Source organism: Paraburkholderia sp. CNPSo 3274, from assembly GCF_024206475.1.
Taxonomy (GTDB): Bacteria; Pseudomonadota; Gammaproteobacteria; order Burkholderiales; family Burkholderiaceae; genus Paraburkholderia.
This window is the reverse complement of the sequence record NZ_JAMBPR010000009.1, coordinates 121840-144657: the sequence shown is the minus strand read 5'-3', so window position 1 is coordinate 144657 and position 22818 is coordinate 121840. Positions and strand designations below refer to the sequence as shown.

20 protein-coding genes are annotated in these 22818 nt (G+C 63.4%); 6 read left to right on the top strand and 14 right to left on the bottom strand.

Going from position 1 to position 22818, the window contains the following annotated elements; all coding sequences use genetic code 11:
• The first annotated feature begins 32 nt into the window (after positions 1 to 32).
• Positions 33 to 353 (top strand): 2Fe-2S iron-sulfur cluster-binding protein, encoded by a 321-nt coding sequence (locus M3I54_RS08550; protein ID WP_254334727.1) that lies wholly within the window; start codon positions 33 to 35, stop codon positions 351 to 353.
• A gap of 163 nt (positions 354 to 516) precedes the next feature.
• Positions 517 to 912: a cytochrome P450 gene (locus M3I54_RS08545; RefSeq protein ID WP_254334725.1), complete on the top strand. Its 396-nt coding sequence runs from the start codon at positions 517 to 519 to the stop codon at positions 910 to 912.
• 836 nt (positions 913 to 1748) lie between these two features.
• Here M3I54_RS08545 and M3I54_RS08540 read toward each other — a convergent pair.
• From M3I54_RS08540 to M3I54_RS08505, 8 genes are all read right to left on the bottom strand, one after another.
• Complete coding sequence (locus M3I54_RS08540; protein WP_254334723.1) at positions 1749 to 2543, bottom strand: SDR family NAD(P)-dependent oxidoreductase; 795 nt, start codon at positions 2541 to 2543, stop codon at positions 1749 to 1751.
• Positions 2544 to 2593: 50 nt separating this feature from the next.
• Positions 2594 to 3331, bottom strand: coding sequence for a carboxymuconolactone decarboxylase family protein (locus M3I54_RS08535; RefSeq protein WP_254334721.1), 738 nt, complete (start codon positions 3329 to 3331; stop codon positions 2594 to 2596).
• 63 nt (positions 3332 to 3394) lie between these two features.
• Positions 3395 to 4618 carry an SDR family oxidoreductase gene (locus M3I54_RS08530; protein ID WP_254334719.1) on the bottom strand — a complete coding sequence of 408 codons (1224 nt, stop codon included), beginning with the start codon at positions 4616 to 4618 and terminating at the stop codon, positions 3395 to 3397.
• Between the two features lie 12 nt (positions 4619 to 4630).
• Entirely contained in the window at positions 4631 to 5389 is a 759-nt protein-coding gene (locus M3I54_RS08525; RefSeq protein WP_254334717.1) for an SDR family NAD(P)-dependent oxidoreductase, read from the bottom strand.
• A gap of 11 nt (positions 5390 to 5400) precedes the next feature.
• Positions 5401 to 6363 (bottom strand): acyl-CoA dehydrogenase family protein, encoded by a 963-nt coding sequence (locus tag M3I54_RS08520; RefSeq protein WP_254334715.1) that lies wholly within the window; start codon positions 6361 to 6363, stop codon positions 5401 to 5403.
• A 1-nt stretch (position 6364) separates the two neighbouring features.
• Entirely contained in the window at positions 6365 to 7567 is a 1203-nt protein-coding gene (locus tag M3I54_RS08515) for an acyl-CoA dehydrogenase family protein (RefSeq protein WP_254334713.1), read from the bottom strand.
• Between the two features lie 8 nt (positions 7568 to 7575).
• A complete protein-coding gene (locus tag M3I54_RS08510) occupies positions 7576 to 9717 on the bottom strand; it encodes an acetate--CoA ligase family protein (RefSeq protein ID WP_254334711.1) in 2142 nt (713 codons plus the stop codon).
• A gap of 3 nt (positions 9718 to 9720) precedes the next feature.
• Entirely contained in the window at positions 9721 to 10491 is a 771-nt protein-coding gene (locus M3I54_RS08505; protein ID WP_254334709.1) for an enoyl-CoA hydratase/isomerase family protein, read from the bottom strand.
• 254 nt (positions 10492 to 10745) lie between these two features.
• On the opposite strand from M3I54_RS08505, the gene M3I54_RS08500 reads away from it, so the two are divergent.
• Complete coding sequence (locus M3I54_RS08500; RefSeq protein ID WP_254334707.1) at positions 10746 to 11738, top strand: SMP-30/gluconolactonase/LRE family protein; 993 nt, start codon at positions 10746 to 10748, stop codon at positions 11736 to 11738.
• A 21-nt stretch (positions 11739 to 11759) separates the two neighbouring features.
• Here the strand turns inward: M3I54_RS08500 and M3I54_RS08495 are convergent, their stop codons facing one another.
• Entirely contained in the window at positions 11760 to 12698 is a 939-nt protein-coding gene (locus M3I54_RS08495) for a LysR family transcriptional regulator (protein WP_254334705.1), read from the bottom strand.
• Between the two features lie 115 nt (positions 12699 to 12813).
• Here M3I54_RS08495 and M3I54_RS08490 point away from each other — a divergent pair, with 115 nt between their 5' ends.
• Positions 12814 to 13878, top strand: a complete 1065-nt coding sequence (locus tag M3I54_RS08490; RefSeq protein ID WP_254334703.1) for an LLM class flavin-dependent oxidoreductase — start codon at positions 12814 to 12816, stop codon at positions 13876 to 13878.
• 10 nt (positions 13879 to 13888) lie between these two features.
• Entirely contained in the window at positions 13889 to 14686 is a 798-nt protein-coding gene (locus tag M3I54_RS08485) for a flavin reductase family protein (protein ID WP_254334701.1), read from the top strand.
• A gap of 191 nt (positions 14687 to 14877) precedes the next feature.
• Here M3I54_RS08485 and M3I54_RS08480 read toward each other — a convergent pair whose 3' ends face one another.
• The 5 genes from M3I54_RS08480 to M3I54_RS08460 form a co-directional block, all read right to left on the bottom strand.
• Positions 14878 to 16113 (bottom strand): porin, encoded by a 1236-nt coding sequence (locus M3I54_RS08480; protein ID WP_254334694.1) that lies wholly within the window; start codon positions 16111 to 16113, stop codon positions 14878 to 14880.
• Positions 16114 to 16253: 140 nt separating this feature from the next.
• On the bottom strand, positions 16254 to 17468 hold the full coding sequence (locus tag M3I54_RS08475; protein WP_254334692.1) for a CaiB/BaiF CoA-transferase family protein: 1215 nt from the start codon (positions 17466 to 17468) through the stop codon (positions 16254 to 16256).
• 114 nt (positions 17469 to 17582) lie between these two features.
• Positions 17583 to 18971, bottom strand: a complete 1389-nt coding sequence (locus tag M3I54_RS08470; RefSeq protein ID WP_254334690.1) for an aromatic acid/H+ symport family MFS transporter — start codon at positions 18969 to 18971, stop codon at positions 17583 to 17585.
• 795 nt (positions 18972 to 19766) lie between these two features.
• Positions 19767 to 20957 (bottom strand): acyl-CoA dehydrogenase family protein, encoded by a 1191-nt coding sequence (locus M3I54_RS08465; RefSeq protein WP_254334688.1) that lies wholly within the window; start codon positions 20955 to 20957, stop codon positions 19767 to 19769.
• Positions 20958 to 20996: 39 nt separating this feature from the next.
• Positions 20997 to 21950 carry an IclR family transcriptional regulator gene (locus M3I54_RS08460; RefSeq protein ID WP_254334686.1) on the bottom strand — a complete coding sequence of 318 codons (954 nt, stop codon included), beginning with the start codon at positions 21948 to 21950 and terminating at the stop codon, positions 20997 to 20999.
• 411 nt (positions 21951 to 22361) lie between these two features.
• Between M3I54_RS08460 and M3I54_RS08455 the strand changes: the two genes are divergently transcribed.
• Positions 22362 to 22817 carry a (2Fe-2S)-binding protein gene (locus tag M3I54_RS08455; RefSeq protein ID WP_254334685.1) on the top strand — a complete coding sequence of 152 codons (456 nt, stop codon included), beginning with the start codon at positions 22362 to 22364 and terminating at the stop codon, positions 22815 to 22817.
• Position 22818 lies beyond the last annotated feature (1 nt).

Below are 22818 nucleotides of genomic sequence, written 5' to 3'. Positions count from 1 at the left end.
TTCATGCGGTAGGAAAAACTCACGATACTGAAATGCCGAAAATTGCTTTCATCGAGCATGACAACACAGAGCACACCGTCAATGCGCTTGCCGGCCAGTCACTGATGCAGGCAGCGATCGACAACTCGGTGCCTCGCATCCTGGCTGATTGCGGGGGCTACTGCAATTGCGCGACATGTCACTGCTATGTCGACGATAGGTGGGCCGCGAGCATCCCACCCGCAAAGCACCCCGAACTCGACATGCTGAGCGGCGCCATCGATGCAAATGGCAACAGCCGGCTCGGTTGCCAGATTCTGTTGACCAACGAACTCGAAGGGTTAGTGGTCCGGTTACCCGTTTCGCAAATCTGATTGAAGCGGCTGGCGAATACCTGTTCGAGGAGAACTCACATGTCCCATATCGCTGTCCCTCTTCAGCAAGCCTCCCGGCGGCGAGGCCGACATCGTCGGCGCATGGAAGCGCCTTCACGATGGTCCGGACATAGTCTGGACACCGTACAACGGCGGTCACTGGATGCTCACGCGGGCGGAAGATATTGAATTCGCGCAGCGCAATCATGACCCGTTCTCGATGCACCAGATCACGCTGCCCGCAAGCACGACGATGCAGATCTTGCCGCTCTCGGCTGACCCTCCCGAGCACGCTGACTATCGCGCGCTGATCAACCGCTTCTTCGCGCCGAAGGTGATACGCGACATGGAGGGCGAGATCCGGGAATTGGCCGTCTCGCTGATCGAAGGCTTCAAGGAAAGAGGCCGTTGCGAATTCATGTCAGACTTCGCGATGAAGTTCCCGATCACCATATTCATGCGACTCGTGAACCTCCCGCTCACCGATCTAGACGATCTGCTTGAGTGGACCGAGGCGAGCGTTTTCTCGGGGACCAGAAACATTAGCCGTGGTATTTAAACCTATGGACCGGTTAAGGTACGCGTTCATTTTCCTCTAGTAGTTTTTGTCAGATATTCTCCAAAACTCGGTCTTTGTCCTATACCTTTTAAATAATCTTCCGTGCTTCATCAGAAGATCGAGATCGTTAATGTATGCAATCGTGTTGCGAACTAGCCCTGCGGACGGATATTCGGACGTTTTCTGCGGAATCCTCGGCTAACAGACCCGCGGCTGCCGGATTGGGCTGCAATACGACAGAGTGTGAGCGTGTTAGTGAGATCTTCATGTCGCCCAGCGGTAATGGTCCGCCAAGTGAAAGCTTGCGAGCGTTGGATATGTCTATTACATAAGTCCTCCACTGCACACGACTTGACCACACTGTTTGCTCTGCCGGTTTGCCGGGATCCGTTTGACAACGCGGGCTCGATGCATCTGCCGCACCACCCCACGATTCAGCACTCTGCGCTGCCTGGTAAGCTCATGCGGTATTTCCTATCGCAAGGAAATTTGTTGCTATCGAGGTCTAGTCCGTCAAGTGAGGTTGTGTCGCAATATGCGTTTGCAAGCGAAGACCATCGCAGCGTGCGAAAACTTACCATCGCGCGCAAACTTTAGAGCCGTACCGGCGATTGAGCATAAACAGCGCGGGCCATATGGCATTTCACGCGGCAGCAATAATGTCCCGAACCGCGCTTGGGGACCAGCACTGTGCGCTCGAAACTCAGAAATTCCTTTCGCCTGCCTTGAGTCCGACCGTTCTCACAGTAACGAGTCCCTGAGTCGGAGGCGATTTCGACTCGCGCTTCAAGAGCACTTCCGACTTAGCGTCGATCGTGTCCTCTACGAATACCGCGCTATTGGGGCCGGGGCACGAGCGCCATGACGTTACGACCAAGCGCACCGTCCACAAGTAACTCCTGTCCGTTCACGTAGCCGGATCGTTCGCTCGCGAGAAATAGCACCACGTCGGCAATGTCCTGCGGCTCGGCAATGCGCCGTGACGGCACCATCCGGGTCCGCGCACGCAGCATGGCGGGGTCTTCGTAGTAGCGCGCGCTCAATGGCGTGCGCACGAGTCCGGGACTCACTGCATTGCTGCGAATATTGTCATCAGCCAGTTCAACGGCAAGCTGCTGGGCGAGCATCGCGAGCGCAGCCTTGCTGCTGCTATACGCGCCGCCCGCCGGGATCGGCGAGCTCGCTGCAATGGAGGCGACATGAACCATCGAGCCGCTCTTCCCGGCGCGCATTTGCTGGCCGAAAGCCTGCGCGCACACCAGTGCGCCCGTGAGGTTCACCGCGAGCACGCGGTCCCAGTGCTCGACATCTAGTTCGAGCAACGCGCCACGCAACGTGATGGCCGCGTTGTTCACGAGCACGTTGCAGCGCCCCAATGCGCGTTCGCTCTCGTGTGCGGCTTCGGCCACACTGGCCTTGTCGGCGACGTCGCAGCCGATAGCGATCGCCTTGCCGCCTTCGTTCCCGATGCGATCGACAATGTCGGCGCACGCCGAGCGGTCGCGGTCGAGCAGTGCCACGTGCGCTCCCTCACGTGCGAGCGAAAGCGCGATTTGCGCACCGATTCCGCCGGCTGCACCCGTTACGACACAAACTCTCTCCTCGAGACTGAGCCACGATTTCGATTTCATTGACCAGGATTCCTTTTGGTAGCTTCGCCGTAAAGCCGTGTCTACTGGCATCACAAGGCAGTCGCGCGCAGTTCGCCGATTACCGTCGCGCCCAGCGCCGTGCCGTGCACGGAAAGATGTGCGCCAAGCTGCATCGCCTGCAGAATTCGCGGCGCTGTTACACCCGCCTCGAGCGCCACGCGCACGAGGCGGCGCACGGCATCGGGATTGAACGCTGTGAAGCAGGCGTGCAACGCGATCTGAATGATGCTGCGCTCGGCATCGTTCAGCCCTCCGCCGGTCGCGCCATGCTCAAGAAAATCAAGCAGCACGTCCACGTAGGCGCGGTCCAGCGTGGCAAGCGTTTGCAGCATGCATGCGGCCTGCGGACATAGTCTCTCGATTCGTTCGCCCAACGCCGCATCGATCGACGATGGGGTCACTTGCGCTGCCTCCTGCGCGAGTATCGCCGCTGATTGATACACGCATTCGAGTCCCTGCGCGGCAACGAGATGCAGCACGTCGAAAACATCGGCCTCACTCGCACCCGCAGCAAGTGCGCCTGCCAGATGCGTTTTGAGCCCCGCTGTATACAGATGCGCCGACGACGCATCGAGCGCCACGTAGATCAGCTCCACCATGCGCGCGGACAGTGGACCGTGGCGCGCGGGGTAGCCTGCATAACGCGCGTACTGCTCCAGAAACGCCGGATGCGCATGCAGGATCGCTTCGGTCCATGGGCGCCAGTAGCCGCGCGCCTCGATGAATTGCGCCTTGATGCGCGCGCGAGCGGAATCGCTTTCGCTCATGCTGTCTCCTTGTTGTGCTGCCCGTTTGGCGGGCCTGCGCTGCCGCGCGCGACGTGGCGCCCCTCAGTCGGCCGCGCGCCATGTTTGCCCCGTGACGAACTGTGCCTGTGCCCCAGCCACGAAATGCACGAGCGGCCCTAGCCTCGTAACAGTGTGTGCGTTGGCTTGAGGGTTGACAGCGAGCGCATTGATGCGCAGCGCACGCGCGCCCCATTCGCAGGCGAGCGTGGCGACCAGCATGCGCGCCGCGCCGCTGTCGCCGGCCGCGTGCCAGTCCGCATCGTCCGCTTCGTGTGGAAGCAGCAACGTGAGGCTCGCCTGCTTCGCGTGCCGGCTCGCGAAGCGAACTGCGGCCGCATGCACGGCGGCGAGGCGCTTGCCCGGATCGGCGTCTAGCACGGAAGCATCCAGCGTCGCCGGATAGCACTCACGTTCGCCATCGCGGCCCATGCCCGCCCAACGCTCGGCCGTGTCGTCGATCACATTGAGCCGCAACGGCGTATCGAGCGGTAGTGGCGCGAACGGAGTTGGCGTGCAGGCCGCACTGCCGCCGTACACCGAAGATCCACCATCGACGCATAGTGTCTGCCCCGAGAGTGGCGCACCTTCTCCCGCGAGAAAGAACAGCGCTTCGGCGAGTTCGGCGGGGTCGGCCATGCGCCCAATCGGCGTTTTTTCCACTGCGCGCGCGGGGTCGAGCCGCCCCGCTTCTATTAACGTCTCGACCAGCTCCGTGCGCACGAAGCCAGGGCATAGCGCACTCACGCATAACTCGGGCCGCACACGCGCGAGCGCCTTGGTCTGCTCGATCAAACCTGCCTTGCTCGGACTGTAAGCGCCGCGCCACGGAATGGCATGGAGCCCCGCGCCCGATGCGACGTTCACAATGCGCGCGCCGGGACGCAGCACGCGCGCAAGCGCTGCATAAACCCGTGCGGGCGCATCGAGATTGAGGGCGACGAGCCGCGCGAGTTGCGCGGCGTCCTGCTCGGCGAGCGGTACATTGCTGCTGTCCGACATGCCCGCGTTGTTGATAATCGCATCGAGCGCCGGCGCGCCCAGCGCGAGTGCGGCGATCTGGTCGGGTTGCGTGAGATCGGCCACGCGCACCAGATGAGGCGCACCGGCCGTCGCTGGCAAGCCCAACACGAGCCGATCGAGCGCCCCGCCGTTGCGATCGACCAGCACGCAGCGCCAGCCTGCCGCGGCGAAACGCTGAGCTGCCGCCCAGCCGATGCCAGAGGCCGGGCCGGTGATCAGGACCGTCTTTGCGGCGTGCTCGCCCATTGCCTGGTGATCCTATATATTCGTGAAGGTAATGCCGCCGTCGATCGTCAGCGCCTGAGCCGTGATGAAACCCGCCTCATCGCTCGCGAGGAAGGCGATGCCGCGCGCGATATCCTCGACTACGCCGAGCCGGCCGAGCGGCGTGCGCGCCACGCGCGCCGCATCGCGCTCAGCGTTGCGGTTGCGCTGCGTGCCTTCCGTCGGCACCGCCGAAGGGCAAACCGCGTTCACGCGGATACGGCGCGCGCCGAGTTCTGCCGCGGCTGCGCGCGTGATGCCGAGTATGCCCGCCTTGATGCCGGAATAGACCACGGAGCTTGCCGCCGAGCGCAGCGCCGCCGTCGAGGCCACGTTGACGATGGCGCCGCCGCGTTCGGCGTCCATCACTTCCGTAGCGGCCTGGATGCCCCAGATCACGGCCTTGAAGCCGATATCGAGCATGCGGTCCACCGTCTCCGGCGAGATCTCGGGCACGCCCTGATACCGCACCCAAGCGGCGTTGTTGACGAGCACGTCGAAACGTCCGCGATGTTCGCGGGCCGCGTACACGGCCCCGGTCATGCCCTCGCGCGTGGCGACGTTGCGCACCACAGCGAAGGCCTGACCGCCTTCCGCGCGAATTTGCGCGACCGTTGCGTCCACAAGCTCTTCTTTCAGATCGTTCACGCCGACGATCGCGCCACGCGCAGCCAGCGCACACGCAGTTGCGCGGCCAATGCCGGCGCCAGCGCCGGTGACGAGCGCCACGCGAGCGTTCATGTCCTGTTGCATGTCTGTCTTCCTCACAATGCTGCGATGAAATCGCGGCCCACTTCGCGAGCGAGTCCGCCTGCGCCGAACGACGCATCGAGCTTGCGCACCTCGCGCAGCGAGTAATGCAGTGGCACCTCCCACGTGAAGCCCATGCCGCCGTGCAGATGAATGGCTTTCTCGATCACGAATGCCGCGTTCGCCAGCGTGCCGGCCAGCGCGGGCCGCACGTCGCGCGCAGTTTCGTATTCGTCCGTCGCGACCGAACGGCGAATCGCAGCAGCGGACGCTTCCTGCACGAGCTTCATGCGCGCGAGCAAATGGCGCACGGCCTGTTTCGCGGAGAGCGGGCGGCCGAACTGGACCCGCGTGGACATATACGCGGCTGCGGCTTCCAGCGCGCCATCGGCCGCGCCATTCGCGAAGGCGGCGGCGAGCACCTGAAGATCGCGGCGAAGCCCGGAAAAGGCGTCGGCATCCAGTGTCGCAACCACCCGCGCGCTCACGAGCGTAAGCCAGACCTGCGGGCATTCGGGATCGAGCGCGCCGTCCGTTTCGCAGCTTGCCGTGCTCATGTCCACGAGCACCGCGCAGCCTTTGGCGTCGGCGACGAGCACCCAGTCGCATTCGTTCGCTTGGCGCGCGTGGCCAGCCACGCCCTGCTCCATGCCGCCCTGAAGCGCCACGGTGGCGAGCTTTTCACCGCTCGCGAGCGAGGCGGCAATTTCGGTGCCGCCAAACGCCTTCGCCAGCACGATCTGTTCGAGCAAGGGAAAGCGCAGTTGCTGCTTGGCCGCCGCATGCACGATGGGCACCGCAAAGTCGATATCGAGGCCAAGGCCGCCATCGCCCTCACACGCGCACACGCCCATCAGCCCCGCTTCGGCCAGCACGCGCGCCGCTTCGCGCAGTGGGCGCGCTTTCGCGTCGTCGATGGGCGCCACCGCGGCCTGTGCGAATTCCTCGGGCTTGAGCCCGTCGTCTCGCATCGTCATATCAGAGATCCTTCGGCAGTTTGAGGATGCGTTGTGCGATCACGTCCATCTGCACCTCGGAGGTGCCGGCGTAGATCGTCTCCGCGCGTGAGAACAGGTAGGCGTGCGTGAAAGTCTTCCGAGCGCGCTGCGCAAGCGGGCTGGACACGGGACTCACATGCGCGACCAGCGAAAGTGCAAGACTCGCGAACTGCTGGTGGCATTCTGACCAGTAGAGCTTGGTGAGCGAGCCACGAGCACCGAGCGACTCGCCCTGCATCACCTGCTCCACAGTGCGCTCGACGAGGCCCTTGAGCGCGTCGATCTCGCCCACCACGTCGCCAATGCGACGCTGGTAGTAGCCGTCGTCAAGAAGTTGCGCGAGCAACGTATCTGACTTGCACGCACTTACAAGCTGGCGCATTTCGCATTCGAAGCGCCACGGCCGGTACATGCGGTTGGTCGCGCGCTCGATGGAGAGCACGCGGATGGCAGCGCTCCAGCCTTCGTCGGGCGCGCCAAGGCGTGCGCTGTCGGGCACCACCACGTCGTCGAAGAACACTTCGGCGAAGGACTCCTTGCCGTCGATCGACTTGATCGGAACCACGCGTATGCCCGGCGTGCTCATGGGCACGGCGAACATCAGCAGACCGCGATGCTTGTCGGCCACCGTGCCCGTGCGCGTAAGCAGCAGGCAGTAATGGGCCTTGGCTGCGCCGCTCGTCCAGATCTTCTGCCCGTTGATGCGCCACGTGTCGCCTTCCTGCACGGCCTTCGTGCGCAGACGCGCGAGATCGGAGCCGGCATCGGGCTCGGAGAAGCCCTGGCACCAGTACTCGCGCATGGCGAGAATGGCGGGCAGGAACGCGCGCTTTTGTTCCTCGGTGCCCACGGCCATGATGATCGGACCGGCCAGCTCCTTGCCGATCGAGCCTACGCTCTCGGGCATGGCCAGCGCGCCGATCTCCTTGTTCACCGCGAGATGTTCGCGCATCGTGAGGCCGTAGCCGCCATAGGCGACCGGCCAGGTCATGCCTGCAAGGCCCGCGTGATACATCTTCGCTTCCCAGTCGCGGCACTCTTCGACAGAGGGAGCACGATAGGCGAGGCTGTCCGTGCACATATGCTCGGGCAGGTTCGCGCGCAGCCAGTCGTGCGCATACTGGCGATAAACCGCCCGCCCCGCGGCGGGATCGGGCACCGCAGGCTTCTTGTCGATATACATCGTTATCCTCACTGATTGGCGGGTGCGTTGCCCGCGGGAATCATGAGCGCGTCGAGCACGACGGCGCCCTCTCCCGCGGGCCTGACCAAAATGGGGTTCATGTCGATTTCGGCCACGTCGGCGGCATGGCGGCAAGCGAACTCCGAAAGCCGCGCCACGGTGCGTGCGGCGGCTTCGAGGTCGGCCTTCGGCTGGCCACGCGCGCCGTCGAGCAGCGCGAACATGCGCAGCGAGCGGATCATCTGCAGCGCCTCGCTTTCCGTCACGGGTGCGCGCTGCACGGATACGTCCTTGAGGATTTCCGCGTGTATGCCCCCCATGCCCACCATCACCACGGGACCAAAGACCGGATCTCGCGACACGCCGGCGATCATCTCGACGCCGCCGCGCAGCATGGGCGCAACCAGCACCCCTGCGATACGCGCAGTCGGTACATGCTGCGCTGCGTTGGCGAGCACGCGTGCATGGGCCTCGCGCACGGCGTCGCCATCGCGCAGGTCCAGTGCCACACCGCCAATTTCAGTTTTGTGCGCAACGTCTTCCGAGGCAATCTTCAGGACGACTGGGTAACCGATTGAGTCGGCAAATCGCACTGCTTCTTCGGCGTCGGCGACGATGGCTTCCCGCGGCACCTCGATGCCCGCCGCCGCCAACGCAGCCTTGGCGCGACGCTCGTTGCGGAACACCTCCGGGTCGATACGTTCGAGCGGACCCGTGTAGCGCGGCGCACTCGCCTGATCGCGCAGCTTGCGAAGGCGCGCGAGCGAAGCGAGGCCGTGCGCGGCGGCGTCAATGCTGCCGAACACCGGAATACCGAGCGCGTTGATCTGCGCGACGGCGTCGGCGGGCCCGTGGCTGACGATCATGAGCAGGCGCTCGGGATGGCTCTTGCGCACCTGCGCGAGCGCATCGAGATAGATGCCGCGCAGCCGCGAATTGAACAACGAGAGCGACATGAAGAGGACGAGCGTGCTGCCGTTCGGTTCATCAAGCAGCGCCGTGAGCATCTTGAGCAGAATGTCGGGGCGGCTCGACATCTGCGCGGACGCATCCACGGGATTGTTCGTGCCTGCCGTGGGCACCGCTTCATTGATGCGAGCGCGGGTGGATGGCGCGAGCGGCGGCAGGCCAATGCCCGCTTCCGACATTGCGTCCGCCATCATGATGCCGAAGCCGCCCGACGCGGCAACCAGCGTGGCCGTATCGGTTTGCGGCAGGCGCGAAGGCAGCAGCAGCGAAGCCGCGTGGCCCACGTCGAGCATCTCTTCGATCGAGCGTACGCGCAATGCGCCGTGACGGCGGAACACGGCGTCGATCACCGCGTCCGAGCCGGCGAGCGCACCCGTATGCGAAGCGGCCGCGCTTTGTCCCTGCTCGGTCGCGCCGATCTTCAGCACGATCACGGGCTTGTTGCGCTCGCGCGCCGCTTCGAGCGCGGCGATGAGGCGATCCGCATGGCGGCACGTTTCCATGCAACACAGAATCACGCGCGTTTCGTCGTCGTGCGCGAGCGCTGCGAGACCGTCCGCCACATCGATATCGGCTTCGTTCCCGGTCGCGACGAAGCGGCTCACGCCAAGCCCGCGTCGCGCCACGCATTGCATGGTATGGCTGCCCACGTTGCCCGACTGCGAGACGATGCCAACGGTGCCCGCGGGCGGCATGCTTTCTTCGAGCGCGATGGAAAACGAACCGATGGTCCCATCGAGCACATTCACGGTGCCAAGGCAGTTCGGCCCAAGTATGCGCATGCCTGCCTCGCGTGCGATCGATACGAGTTCCGCCTGAAGCGCCGCGCCTTCGGGACCCGCCTCGGCAAAACCCGAGGAAAGCACGATGGCCCCGCGCACGCCGCGCGCCGCGCAATCGCGCAAGGCGTCGGCGGTTGCATTCGCGGGCACGGCGAGAATGGCGAGATCCGGCGCGGTGGGCGTTTTGCGCACGCAAGTGTAGGCTTTCAGGCCCTGAATCTCACCGCCACGCGGATTGATCGGATAGACCGGCCCCGCGTAGCCATATTTGCGCAACAGATGCACAGGGCGTCCGCCGATCTTGTTGATGTCTTCCGACGCACCAACGATGGCAATGCCGCGCGCGTTGAAAAACGCGTCCAACCCGGCTCCCGGCCGCTGAAATTCACTGACGTTCATGTCTCAGCGACCCTTGAAAACGGGCGCGCGCTTTTCGAGGAATGCCATGCGCGCTTCGCGTGCATCCTCGGTCTTCGAGAGCGCCATCGTGAAATCCTGCTCGTGGCGGTACGCTTCGCGCTGCGGCATCACTTCCACCATATTGGCGGCGCGCTTCGCGTAGACGATCGCGAGCGGCGCTTTCGAGGCGATCTCACGCGCGAGCCCCATCGTCACGGGAAGCAGTTCGCCCGGAGGGAGCACGTCTTCCAGCACGTTGCGGCGCAGGAGATCGTGCGCGCTCAGGCGTTGGCCCGTGAAAAACATGCGCCGTACCGTGGAACGACCGAATAGCGTGCGCAGCATCGACGCGCCGCCCGCAAGCCCCACGTTGATTTCCGGCATGGCGAAGGTCGCCTCCTCCGACGCGTAATAGATATCGCAGGACGCCATCAAACCCAGTCCCGCGCCGAGCGCCACGCCGTTCACGGCGGCAATGACGGGCTTCGCGCATTCGCGAATCGCGTTGCCGGTTTCGCGCGTCAAGCGGTTGTGCTCGAGAAAATCGCCGGCCGCTTCGCTATTCGGACGATCGCGCAAATCGGCGCCCGCGCAAAACACCTTGCCGATGCCGGTGAGCACGGCGCAGCGAATATCTTCGCGCTCGGACACTTCGTCGAAGGCCGCGATGATCTGGCGGCGCATTTCGCGGTTCAGGGCGTTGACCGGCTCGCGCGCCATCGTCACGAGCGCCACGCCATCGGCCACTTCGAGCCGCACCATACGTTCGCTCATGCTCGCGCTCCCTTGTTCGAATATTCAATCGGCGCGACGGCGCGCGCGGCCCGCAGCGGGGCTTCGAATTTCATCTGCATGATTGCCTCCTCGTGTTCTCGACTCCATGCCGGTTGCCGCGCTAACGAGCCGGGCATTGGCATGGGCTCCTGCGAACCGATTATATGGACGGACCACTCCTGCGATTTCCGCCGAAATCGTTGGATGTCTCCTGCAAAAACTCATGCTATTCGCAGGAATGGAGGTGATTTACGATGCGCAAAGCGGTGCACGAGCACGGCGGGAAGGACCGCGCGCAGACGCATGACGGCGACAATGCACTCCGCAATTACCCTGATTCGAATGGACGGATCCGCTTCATGACAATCGAGATCGAGCGCATCACGACGATTACGGCAGCACTTGGCGAGTGCCCCGTGTGGGACGCCGCGCATACGCGCCTATGGTTCATTGACAGCAGAAAGGGGCGGATTTACCGCGTCGATCCGCAAACGGGCGCGAGCATGCATTTCGACGTGCCGCCGCCTGCCGGTTCATTTGCGTTGAATCACGACGGCAAATTGATCGTCGCGCTCAAAGAGGAAATCGTCTTGCTCGATACGGATACCGGCGAGTGGCGCCCGCTTGCGCGCATCGAGGCCAGCCATCCGAATCTGCGCCTGAACGATGGCACTGCAATGCCCGACGGCAGCTTTGTGGTGGGCACCATGCATATCTATCGCGAGCGTGGCGAAGCACCGCTAGGCGGCATTTACCGCCTGCAATGCGACAGTGCGCTGAACAAGCTGGATGGGGGAATTGGCGTCGCGAACGGGCCAGCCGTGCATCCGTCGAATGGCCGCTTTCATATTGCAGACAGCGCGGCGAAAACCATCTGGTCTTACGCCATGGCAGGCGACGGCACGCTGGGTGAGCGCCGCACGTTCGTGAATACCGAATTGCTGGGCTCCGCGCCCGACGGCTGCTGCTTCGACGCACAAGGTGGCTTGTGGACCGCCCTCGTGCACGCAAGCGCCATTGCGCGCTTCGATGAGCAAGGCCGCATGACCGATCGCATCGCCTTGCCGCTCGCGCATCCTGCTTCGCTCTGTTTTGGCGGCACGCAGCTAGACGATATTTACGTGACTTCGATCACCGATAGTGGCCGGCTGCGCGCGAGCGGCGAACTCGACGGCGCGCTGCTGCGCGTGCGCGGCGCGGGCTATCGCGGCGCGCCGCGCTTTGCGTGCCGCATACGCGCGGCGTGAAAGACGCGCGCTTTGACACGCTCAAAGCGCGAACGCGTCACCATAAGCCGAAAACCGCAGTTCTTTTCCCGACACGTGCGCCGCGATGAAGTCCAAAAACAGGCGTATTTTCGCGGGAATCATGGGCGTGTCGAGAATGGTGGCATACATGCCATCCTCGAACGACGTGTTGCTCACCTGAAATCGCGGCATCAGGCGCACGAGCCTGCCGCTCGCGATATCGTGGTGCACGGTGTAATCGTCGAGCAGCGCGATGCCTTCGCCAAGCCGCGCAAAATCCAGCAGCACAATGCCGTTGTTACTCACGTGGCGCGGTTTGAACGCCACCTCCTCTACCGCTTCTTCCTGCTTGAAGCGCCAGATGTAGTTGTCGCCGGGCAATGTGTATGCAAGGCATTCGTGCGTGGCGATGTCTTGCGGCGTTTCTGGCGCCGTGTGCGCGGCGAGATAGCCAGGCGAGGCCACGAGATAGCGCTCGCTCTTGAAGAGAATGCGCCGCTTGAGTCCCGCTTCCACGGGCGGCGCAATGCGAAAGTCAATGTCGATCTGCTGGCGACGCAAGTCGGCTTTCGATTCGCCAAGAATCAATTCGACGTGGATGTCCGGATACTGGCGACGAAATTCCGCGATCAGTGGCGGCAGCACGCCAAGGCCGAACATCATGCGCGAATGCACGCGCAAGGTTCCCATGGGCGCGGCGCTAATGGCCGTAATGCTGCTTTGCGCCTCGCTGATGCTCCAGAGAATGCCCTCCAGATGCCGCGCGTATTCCTGTCCGGCTTCGGTCAGCACCACCTGCCGCGTGGAGCGCAGCAGCAGCTTGACATTCAGTTCGCCTTCGAACTCGGTGATCATGCGTGAGACCGAGGTGGCCGAAACGCCGAACTTGCGCGCCGTCTCCGAAAAACTCTCCGTTCGTGAAATAGAGAGAAACAGCTCCATCGCACGAAGCCGATCCATGATTCCTCCAGTTCTTGCAGTTCAGAACGCATGTTTTACGTTATTCCTGATAATAACATGGCGAATCTAGAATTCCTCTCAAGCCCTTTGGGTTTTATAAAGAGAGAGGAGCACTATGGAATTCGGCGTTTTCATCCTGGCCCAGCAGCGGGGCTATCATCAGACTTCACAGCAAGTCATCGGCAATTCGATCGAGCAAACCGTTGTGGCGGAACAGGCCGGATTCGACACTGCCTGGTATGCGGAGCACCACTTCAACAACTATTCGCTTTCGCCCTCGCCGCTCATGACGGTTGCGCACGCGGCCGGCAAGACAAAGCGCATTCGCCTCGGCACAGCGGTCTGCATTCTTCCGCTCTATCACCCGGCGCGTTTTCTCGCCGAAGTCGGCTTTGTCGATACGGTGTCGAACGGCCGCCTCGAACTTGGGGTCGGTTCGGGCTATCAGGAGTTCGAATTCGAGCGCTTTGGCGTGGACATTGCCGAATCGGGCGCGATTTTCAATGAATTCCTCGACGTGATCCCCAAGGGCCTCACGCAAAAGATTTTCGACCACGACGGCAAGTATCTGAAGATTCCGCCCAGCTCGATCGCCGTGCGCTGCATTCAGGACCCCATGCCGCCGCTGTGGATTACCTCAGGCAACCCCGTCACGCTCGGGCGCGGCGTACGCGAAAATCACAATTTGTTCGTGACCTCGCTGCTCAACGGCACGGACGCTATCACGAGCCTGCGCGGCCGACTCGAAAAGGTTGCGCAAGAAAACGGCAAGGACCTCGACCGCGACGTCAAATTCGGCTTCCTGCGCTGTGGCTATGCCTCGGACAATAAGGCCGAAGTCGACGCGTACCTCGATTGCGCGCGCTTTCAGCGCCGCATTTCCGAAAGCCTTAAATATCGCCGAGCGCATTCCGAAGACGGCTATATGGTGAAGGAAGAGCCGTCGCCCACCGACCTGAGCTTCGATCAGTTGCGCAAGAATTTGCCGGTGGGTTCGGTTAATGAAGTGATCGACAAGATGCTCGAAGAGATCAGCATTCTGCGTCCAAAACACATTGCGCTGCAAACCCAGCTCGGCGACTTCGACCAGAAGACCATGCTCAAGCAGATCGAGCTTTGGGGCGAGAAGATCATTCCGGCCATCCGCAAGGAAGTGGGCCAGTTAACCACGACGGTCTGAGGAGGCGGCCATGCGTCTGCACCTGACGAACGCGGGAGCGATCACGTTACTCGACCCGTCGAACTTCAAGAAGCTCGACGTGCTCGTCGACCCCCAGCCGCGCGAGCGGCTCGACCAGGCCGTTGCGCGCATTGGCCGGCGCGACGGCGATGATCATATTCTGCTTGCGCCCCCCGTGCTGCGCTTTCTCTCTGGGCACGCCGGCGATGCCGCATGGGAAGTGGGCTTCACGGGCATGCTCGACTACGCGGCGCGCTTCGGCTGGGTCAACGAGCGCGGCGAAGTGCGCGCGCACATTACGCTCACCGATAGCGACGAAGTCGTTTCGCTCGCTGACTTCAAGGCTGCGATGCGCGCCCTGCCCGCGGGTATCAGCGCGATCACGACCGGCAGCGGCGACGCCGTGGCGGGCATGATCGTCTCGAGCCTCACGTCGATCTCGGCCGAGCCGCCGCTCGTGGGATTTTTCGTGAACCAGTCGTCGTCCATACGCGCGCCGCTCATGGCAAGCGGCCGTTTCGTCGCCAATATTCTGGGCGAGGAACATGGGTCGGTCATGGGCCAGATCCTCGGGGCGCCGCAAGGACCGCAGCGCTTCACCGAAGGCTGCTGGAGCGATGGCCAGCACGGCCTGCCGGTGCTCACAGATGCGCTCGCGAGCCTGGAATGCGACATTGTCTGCACGCAGCCGCTCGGCACGCACGATCTCGTCGTCGGCAAGATTCGCAAGGCGGCCAATCGCGAAGCCAATCCGATGGTGAATTTCAACGCCTCGACTCACAAGCTCGTGCAGCTCACGTTGCACTAAACGGAATCTCCGTGTTGCATCTTGCGCCGCTGATTTCAGCGGCGTTTTTGTTTTTGCTGCCTCGCTCCGTTCCCGCGCACTCAAAGCTGAATTCGAGCCACGCGTGATAGCTACCCAAAAGTAACTGGCCGCTGCCCGGAGAGAACCGGACAGCGGCCATGCAAAGTTTCAAACGCAATAAATGCTTCCGGTCAGAAGCGTTGAATGATGCCTACGCGGCCCACGAACTGATGATTCGTGCTGGAAGGCGTCATGAGCTCGATGCTGGCAACGGCCGGTTGGCCGAGCGAGTCGGTTCCGGTAGCGGCTTGATACACGCCGAAGAAGTACAGCTCGGTGCGCTTCGAGAGAAAGTACTGCACGGCGAATATGCCCTGATGATACGTGGCCGAACCATTGCCGCCCGCACCGCCGCCATGCGTGTACGTATAAGCGCCGCCGATGAGCAGCGCGGGCGTGGCAAGGTACGAGACGGTGGCGGTAGCCGTGTTGAAGATGGCTGTGCCGCTATAGTGAAACGGATTGGGACCGGCGTCGAGATCGCCAAGCTTGTCGAACGCGGAATGGCTGAACGAGGCCGCGAACGTCGTTCCCCCGTATTTGTAGCTTGCGCCTGCCGAATAGATCTCGTACGTACGGGCGGAGGAATAACCCGCGTAGATCGGATTGGATTGCGCCGTCGCGAGAGAACCGGCCGACCCCATGTTGTTCGTGGCCGGGCCGCCGTTATTCGGGCTGTTGCCAAACGAGGAAAGATTCGGGTCGCGCGCGTTGAAGTAGCCGAGGCCCGCGGAGAATCCGCCGATCGCGTAGTTCGCGCCCAGCGCCCATACCTGGTTGCGCGTGAAATTACCGGCCTGGCCGCCCAGCGAATACAACCCGCCGAAGGTGAAACCGCGATAATTCTGGCTCAGATATTTGATGGCGTTATTCACGCGGCGAGTGTGGCCGAGGCCGTCCACATCGCCGGGCACGGCGCCCGAGATGCCCGCAATGATGGCCGGCGAATAGTTCGACACGAAGTCCGATTGCGTGTCGTACTGACGGCCGAGTGTGACCGTGCCGAACGTGTTGCTGCTCAGCCCGACGAAAGCCTGGCGGCCGAACATTGCGCCGCCTTGCGCGATGGCGCCGTTCACGATGTTATAGCCGTTTTCGAGCGTGAAGATCGCAGAGAGCCCGCCGCCCAGATCCTCCGAACCCTTCATACCCCAACGGCTGCCGCCGTAGCCGCGTGTCGCGCCGTCGCTCATGTTGATTTGCGATTTGCCGTTGAGCGAGCCATCGGCGTTGCGGCCCGTTTGCGCATTGCTCGAATAGTTGATGCCGAGATCGATCAGGCCGTACAGCGTGACGGAACTCTGCGCATTTGCGTTCGCCGCTACGAGCGCGACGATCGGACCAACCCAAAAATGACTCTTCTTCATGACGTCTCCAGAACACGATCCTGTTATGTATATTTATTTGTACTCCGAATCTTCTATTGAACTGATGTGCGGCTGCATCCCTCCACGCGATTTTCGAATGAGTGTGGCGTGCTCCCGTGTCTGGAGCGCACCGTGTCAGGTCACACCACGCCCCGGCGGGCGAGGTCGGCGATACGCTCGGGGCTAAAGCCCAGCACGCCTTGCAGCACGTCGCGCGTGCCTTCGCCAAGTTGCGGCGGCGCACGGCGCACGGGCATGCGCTCGCCATCGAAGCGCCACGGCGGGGCGAGCACGGGCGTCGTGCCCGATTCCGTATGCGGATGTGGCTGGGTGGTCAAGAGTCCAGCCTCGGTGGCGCGCGGCGAAAGCAGCGCTTCGCGCAGGCCCGCCACTTCGCCGCACGGAATGCCGGCGCGGGCGAGCCTTTCGAGCAGCGCGGCGCGCTTCTCACTCGCAATTGCACGGCGAATTTCCGGCAGCAGCGCCGCACGGTTCTGCGAGCGCAGGATATTGGTCTTGAAGCGCGCGTCATCGGCAAGTTCGGGGCGCCGCAGCACTTCACGGCAAAAGCGCTCGTACTGGCCGTTGTTGCCTACCGCCACCACGAGCGGTCCGTCGGCCGCTTCGAAGACGCCATAGGGCACGATGGACGGATGCTCGTTGCCAAAGCGCGGCGGGTCCTCGCCTGCTACGAGCGCTTCAAGTCCGTAATAGGCGGTGATCATAAGCCCGCAGTCGAACAGCGCCATTTCGATATGGCGCCCGCTGCCGCCGCGCTCGCGCTCGTATAGCGCCGCGAGAATGGCCTGCGCGGAATACATGCCAGTGAATAGATCGACGGCCGCGATGCCGAACTTGAGCGGCGGCCGTTCGGCTTCGCCGTTCAACGCCATCAATCCGGCTTCGCCCTGCACGAGCAGATCGTAGCCGGGGCGCTCGGCTTCGGGGCCGGCGCGGTCGTAACCGGAAATCGAGCAATAGACGAGCTTGCTGTTTTCACGCTTCAATTGCTCGTAACCCAGACCGAGTTTTTCCGCGCCGCCATATTTGAAATTCTGAATGACGACATCGGAAGTCTTTGCAATATCGCGCGCAATCTGCTGCCCTTCAGGTGTTTGCAGATCGAGCGTGAGCGAGCGCTTGTTGCGGTTCACGCTATTGAAATAGGCTGTTTCCGTGCGGCCGATGCGCAAGCCCCAGTCGCGCGTATCGTCGCCGCGACCAGGATGCTCGACCTTGATGACCTCCGCGCCGAGGTCGCCGAGCACCATGGCGCACCACGGGCCGGCCAGCACACGCGAGAGATCGAGCACGCGCACGCCGGCAAGCGGCAGCGCCCTGTTTTCTGGAGCCATCGAATCGTTCCTCATTGCGTTGCGCGAGACGAAGCGGGCCCCGGCACGCGGCGCGCCGTGTGCCCGTTCGTTCATTCAGTGAGTGGATCTACGTGCCGCGCGTGCGGGCGCGGCTCAGTGCTGCGAGGCCGCCGGGGTCCCCGTCATGCGCTCCGCACTGCGCAGATCCGGCGCATGACGCCCGAGCATGAGCAGCGCGCCGGCTGCGATCAGCGAAGGCACCGCGAGCAGGCCGAAAATGGCCGAGAACTCCCAGTTCAGGCTGAGCAGGAACGCGCCGCCGAAGGTGCCCGCCACGGCGCCAAGGCGCCCGATCGCCAGCATCCACGCGCAGCCGGTCACGCGGCTCGTGGTGGGATAGAACTGCGTGGCGAGTGTGGACATCGAAGAAGCCGCGCCCGAAAGCGTGAGACCCGTGGCGACGATCAGTACCGTGAGGCCCGCGTCGTGCGCCACGTTACGCCCAATGATGAGCACCACGAGCGCAGTGAGCGCAAAGAACAGCGCGATCACGCGCACCGGGCTCATGCGGTCCATCAGCCAGCCCGCCATGAGAATGCCCACGCACGCGCCGAGATGGAAATACGCGGACGTTGCAGCGTATTGCGGCAGCGAGAAGCCCGAGCCCTTAAGCAGCGTCGGCATCCAGTTGTTGATCAGGTATAGCACCACGAGGCACATGAAATACGCCACCCACAGCATGATCGTGCCCACCAGGTAGTTGCGGGAGAGCAGTTCGAGCACGGGCGATCGGTTCGCGCGTTCGCGAGGCGCGTGTGCCGCGCTAACGAACACGCACCCGTCAAGGCGCGCGTTGGGGGCGAGGCGCTGCAGCGCGCGTGCGATGCGTTCCGCGGGCTTGCCGCTCGACACCATGAATTTCACCGATTCCGGCAGGAAGGCGAGCAGCAGGAAGGCGAGCACGAGCGGCGCGGCCCCTCCCACGAGCAACACGCTGCGCCAGCCGAACGCGGGAATGAGCCACCCGGAAAGCACGCCGCCCACGGTGTTGCCGGCCGCGAAGCCCACGAGCATCCCATTGACAGCCAAGCCGCGAATGCGCGCCGGCACGAACTCGGCCATCAGTGTCGCCGTGTTGGGAATGGCCGCGCCGAGGCCCATGCCGGTGAGGAATCGCATGGCGGTGAGCGCATCCATCGAAGTGGCGAAAGCCGCTGCCGTGCTCCATACGCCGAAGAACGCCACCGAGCCGATCAACACGCTGCGGCGACCGATGCGGTCGGCGAGCGGACTCACCAGCAGCGCTCCCACGCCAATGCCAACGAGGGTGGCGCTCAAGACGGGGCCGAGCGAGTCGCGCGGCACGTTCCAGTCCTGCGCGAGTGTGGGTGCGATAAGGCCCATCGCGCCCGTGTCGAGACCATCAAGTGCGATCGTGAGAAAGCACAGCACGAATAAAATGCAGTGGAAGAGCGTAAAGCGCTGATCGTCGATGAACGCCTGGACGTCGACAGTGCGTCCTCTTTCAAATGTCTGGCTCATCGTGTGCCTCCCATCACGCATACCGCGCAGCGCGCAATGCACAACCGGGAAAGACGCTGATTGCCGCTAGCGATCCTCTTCATACTGTTCTGTCTCCATTGAGTCATATCCGTGCGCCCATCGCTTTTTGCACCAGGCAATGCGCAGCGAGACTACGAGCGCTTTGGCCCGTTTTTGTTCCACGCCTCACGCGCGTCTCGCTGTGCGCGGCGCGTTTTGGGTGGTTTTATCGGTGTTTTCCGCCGTCGATTCACGCGCCGTTGTTCTCGCATCGATTCGAACGATCGTTTTCTAAACGCCATGCGTTGCACGAATCTCTTGCGGTTCGATTATATGGATCGAGTGCGGCGCCGATTTCGTCGAAATAAGCGGATGTGTCCTGCGAAATTCGACATATTCGCGCGGTCCGCAGGCGAGCCTAAGGGATAACCCGCTTAAAAAAACGCTCACGCAATCCCTCGACGAACGCAACGAGCCCCGGAGGCAACGCCGCACGCATGCTGTTGATCCCGGCATGCTGCGGCACGCCGGCGGGCAGCGTCAGTTCGATGCCAAAGGCTTGGCCGCTAGCCGTTTTTCGCTCTCGGCGATGATCGCTGGGATGTCTGCGGGGATCTCGCGCGCGCAAGCCCGAGCACACCTAGGCCGCCGGCCTCGGCGAGCGCGACGCTCACGGCGGGCGAATGCGAGAAGCCGAAGATCGGGTAACGCACGCCGAGGCTCGCAGCAAATGGCGGTGGGACCGAGTCGGACCATGAGGCATCTCCAGTGGTTGCTTCTGCGTTCGCTCCGCGCTCACTCTGCGCTCTGATGCATCTGGTGACAGCGCGCGTCGTGCAGCGGCGCGCGCAGCGTGAGCTTCGCGATGTTCAGTTCGTGAATCTGCGACGTGCCTTCGTAAAGGCGGAACAAACGCACATCGCGATAGAGACGCTCGACGGAGTTGTCGGCGATGAAACCGCCGCCGCCATAGACCTGCACTGCTCGATCAGCCACGCGCCCGCACATTTCCGATGCAAACAGCTTGCACATCGACGCGGACATCGTCACGTCCTCTCCGCGGTCGCGCGCACGGGCCGTCTGAAGCACGAGCGCGCGCGCCGCATGAATGTCGGTGTTGCTTTGCGCGATGAACTGCTGCACGAGCTGGAATTCGGCGATCGGCTTGCCGAACTGTTCGCGCGCCTTCGCATAGGCCAGCATTTCGTCGAGCAGGCGTATCGCCGGCCCCACGCACAGCCCCGCCAGATTGATGCGCTGCTTGTTGAGCGCCTGCATGGCGCTCTTGAATCCGCGCCCGGGCTCGCCGCCAAGCACTGCCGATGCGCTCACGCGGCAGTTGTGCAAATGCACTTCGCCCACAGGCGAACCACGCTGCCCCATCATGCGATAGCCAGCCGAAGTCGTGAGCCCCGGCGTGCCGCGTTCGATCAGGAATGCTGAGATTCCGCCGGCTCCTGGGTCGTCCGGATTCGTGCGCGCGAACACGGTGAACAGGTCGGCAATCGGCGCGTTCGTGATATAGCGCTTGCTGCCATCGAGCACGTAGCCGTCACCTTCGCGGCGCGCCGTAGTGGCGAGCGCGGTGGCGTCCGAGCCGGCATCAGGCTCGGTCAGCGCGAAACAGCCCGTGATTTCACCGCTCGCGAGACGCCGCAGATAGCGCTGCTTCTGCTCTTCTGTGCCGTCGGCGATCAGCGCCTCGGAGCCGATGCCCGTGTTGCCGCCAAAACGCGCCCGGAAGGTCGGCGCGGCCTGCGAGACCACCATGTTCACGCACGCGAGTTCTTCGGTCGTGAGGCCCGCTCCGCCGTATGCTTGCGCAATGCTATGACCAAAGAGCCCCAGTTCGCGCATGCGCGCAACGAGCGTTTCGGGCAGCACGTCGGTACGGTCGATTTCGGCCTCGAGAGGAATGCACTCGTCCTGCACGAAGCGATAGAGCTCCGTGAGCAGGCTGTTCAGGCGTGCGGCGTCGCGAATCATGGAATCTCCTGTTTGGGCGTTGGGTTCGTTCGGTCGATGTCAGTGCGGGCCGGCCGCCGCGCTCGCATCCGTCACGCCACAGGCGCGCTCGATGCGCAGCGCCGCTTCGAGCAGCAGCGGCGCGACCGTGCACTCGATCCAGTCGTCGGCGAGACGGCGGCTCACCACCGTGCAGTTCAGCGCGATGCGCTCCGCGTCGGGCGGCTGGTGTATGGGCACGGCGATGGCGTGGATGTCGCGGATCCAGTCGCCGCGGCTCAACGTGAAGCCACGCTCGGCGAAAGCCGCGCGGTCGGCTTCCCACTGCGGCTGGTCGACGGCGTAGCGCTCGGGGTCGTTCAGGCGCAGCCGGTTCAGCACGGCCTGACGCTCCTTCGCCCTCTCACCGATCAGCAGTGCCCGGCCAATCGCTGTAGCCAGCAGCGGCCGCGTGCTGCCGATGTCGGGCTGAGCACTGTTGTCGCGCCCCGGGCGGCAGGTATCGACGTAGACCACGTTGAGCCGGTCGCGCATGCCGAGGTTCACCGAGCAGCGCGTCTCGCGCGCGAGCTTCTCCATGTACGGGCGCGCGATCTGCCGGACCTGCATGGCCGCCAGCATCGGATAGCCGAGCGTGAGCACGCCCGCGCCGAGGCGGTAGCGCTGGTACTTCTCGCTGCGGTTCAGGTAGCCGAGCAGGGTTAGCGTGTAGGTGAGCCGCGAGATGGTGGCCTTGGGCAGGCCCGTGCGGTCGGCCAGTTCGCGGTTGCCGAGCATCGGCTCGGCAGGCGTGAACGCGCGCAGCACCTGCAGGCCGCGCGCCAGGTTGATCGCGAACTGGCGGTCGGTTGTTTCGTCGTCGGGCGGCGCAGGCAGGAGCGGCTCGGCAGTGCGCTGGGCGCGAGGCCTTACCGCGCCATGCGTCGCGTCGGCGGCGGACTCGCCCGCGTTGCCCGGCACGCCGCCAGAGCGCGCGGCGCGGCTTTCGGAAGCGGATGAAGTGGGCGTTTGCATCTGCGCGGTTCTACGGCCAGGCCGTTTGGAAGTGGACGAACTCATGGTCGATAAACGCCTTCGGGTGGTCAAGAAATTCAGCATAGTGTTTCGCTCTGCGGTACGCCAGTTGAGCAAACGCGAACCCCATAGCTGTAGTGATAAGGACTCTCGACCATCGTTTTTACAACCCATTTATTATCAATGGGTTACCCGTTACCCTCGGACCACTATTCGTTTGCGAGCCACCACGCGGACTGTTTTCTGCACATATTTAAGGGCCGCGCTACACTCGAGCGGTTGTCGAAAGGCCGAGCCCACGGGCCTGCGCTTGAGCCCGCTCATTAGGCGAGCCAGGCGGAACAGCCGGCGCGCGGACACTTCGATTGCACGATCAAGAACGACAAATCCCCACTCTCGGAGAGCCGCTCCATGACGACGCTAACAATCAACGGAGAAACTCATACGGTCGACGCGCCACCCGACATGCCGCTGCTCTGGGTCCTGCGCGACATCGTCGGCCTCACCGGCACGAAGTTCGGCTGTGGCATTGCACAGTGCGGCGCATGCACGGTGCATCTCGACGGCGTGGCAGCGCGCTCGTGCGTGTTGCCCATCGCGGCCGTTGCGGGCCGCAAGATCACCACCATCGAGGCCATCGGCGCAACCCCCGCCGGACAGAAGGTGCAGAAGGCCTGGCGCGAGATCGACGTGGTGCAGTGCGGCTACTGTCAATCCGGGCAGGTGATGTCGGCGGCAGCGCTCGTCGCCGCGAATCCGAACCCGAGCGACGCGGATATCGACGCCGCCATGGCGGGCAACATCTGCCGCTGTGGCACCTATGCGCGGATTCGCGCCGCCATCAAGCAAGCCGCGAAGGAGGCCTGAC

Bases quoted from the DNA above. Each gene is read 5' to 3' on its own strand.
- M3I54_RS08530 (WP_254334719.1), bottom strand. From the start codon at position 4,618: ATGGGCGAGCACGCCGCAAAGACGGTCCTGATCACCGGCCCGGCCTCT.
- M3I54_RS08550 (WP_254334727.1), top strand. From the start codon at position 33: ATGCCGAAAATTGCTTTCATCGAGCATGACAACACAGAGCACACCGTC.
- M3I54_RS08455 (WP_254334685.1), top strand. From the start codon at position 22,362: ATGACGACGCTAACAATCAACGGAGAAACTCATACGGTCGACGCGCCA.
- M3I54_RS08535 (WP_254334721.1), bottom strand. From the start codon at position 3,331: ATGAGCGAAAGCGATTCCGCTCGCGCGCGCATCAAGGCGCAATTCATC.
- M3I54_RS08495 (WP_254334705.1), bottom strand. From the start codon at position 12,698: ATGGATCGGCTTCGTGCGATGGAGCTGTTTCTCTCTATTTCACGAACG.
- M3I54_RS08470 (WP_254334690.1), bottom strand. From the start codon at position 18,971: ATGAGCCAGACATTTGAAAGAGGACGCACTGTCGACGTCCAGGCGTTC.
- M3I54_RS08475 (WP_254334692.1), bottom strand. From the start codon at position 17,468: ATGGCTCCAGAAAACAGGGCGCTGCCGCTTGCCGGCGTGCGCGTGCTC.
- M3I54_RS08545 (WP_254334725.1), top strand. From the start codon at position 517: ATGCTCACGCGGGCGGAAGATATTGAATTCGCGCAGCGCAATCATGAC.
- M3I54_RS08515 (WP_254334713.1), bottom strand. From the start codon at position 7,567: ATGTATATCGACAAGAAGCCTGCGGTGCCCGATCCCGCCGCGGGGCGG.
- M3I54_RS08490 (WP_254334703.1), top strand. From the start codon at position 12,814: ATGGAATTCGGCGTTTTCATCCTGGCCCAGCAGCGGGGCTATCATCAG.
- M3I54_RS08520 (WP_254334715.1), bottom strand. From the start codon at position 6,363: ATGACGATGCGAGACGACGGGCTCAAGCCCGAGGAATTCGCACAGGCC.
- M3I54_RS08500 (WP_254334707.1), top strand. From the start codon at position 10,746: ATGCGCAAAGCGGTGCACGAGCACGGCGGGAAGGACCGCGCGCAGACG.
- M3I54_RS08540 (WP_254334723.1), bottom strand. From the start codon at position 2,543: ATGAAATCGAAATCGTGGCTCAGTCTCGAGGAGAGAGTTTGTGTCGTA.
- M3I54_RS08505 (WP_254334709.1), bottom strand. From the start codon at position 10,491: ATGAGCGAACGTATGGTGCGGCTCGAAGTGGCCGATGGCGTGGCGCTC.
- M3I54_RS08525 (WP_254334717.1), bottom strand. From the start codon at position 5,389: ATGCAACAGGACATGAACGCTCGCGTGGCGCTCGTCACCGGCGCTGGC.
- M3I54_RS08460 (WP_254334686.1), bottom strand. From the start codon at position 21,950: ATGCAAACGCCCACTTCATCCGCTTCCGAAAGCCGCGCCGCGCGCTCT.
- M3I54_RS08480 (WP_254334694.1), bottom strand. From the start codon at position 16,113: ATGAAGAAGAGTCATTTTTGGGTTGGTCCGATCGTCGCGCTCGTAGCG.
- M3I54_RS08510 (WP_254334711.1), bottom strand. From the start codon at position 9,717: ATGAACGTCAGTGAATTTCAGCGGCCGGGAGCCGGGTTGGACGCGTTT.
- M3I54_RS08485 (WP_254334701.1), top strand. From the start codon at position 13,889: ATGCGTCTGCACCTGACGAACGCGGGAGCGATCACGTTACTCGACCCG.
- M3I54_RS08465 (WP_254334688.1), bottom strand. From the start codon at position 20,957: ATGATTCGCGACGCCGCACGCCTGAACAGCCTGCTCACGGAGCTCTAT.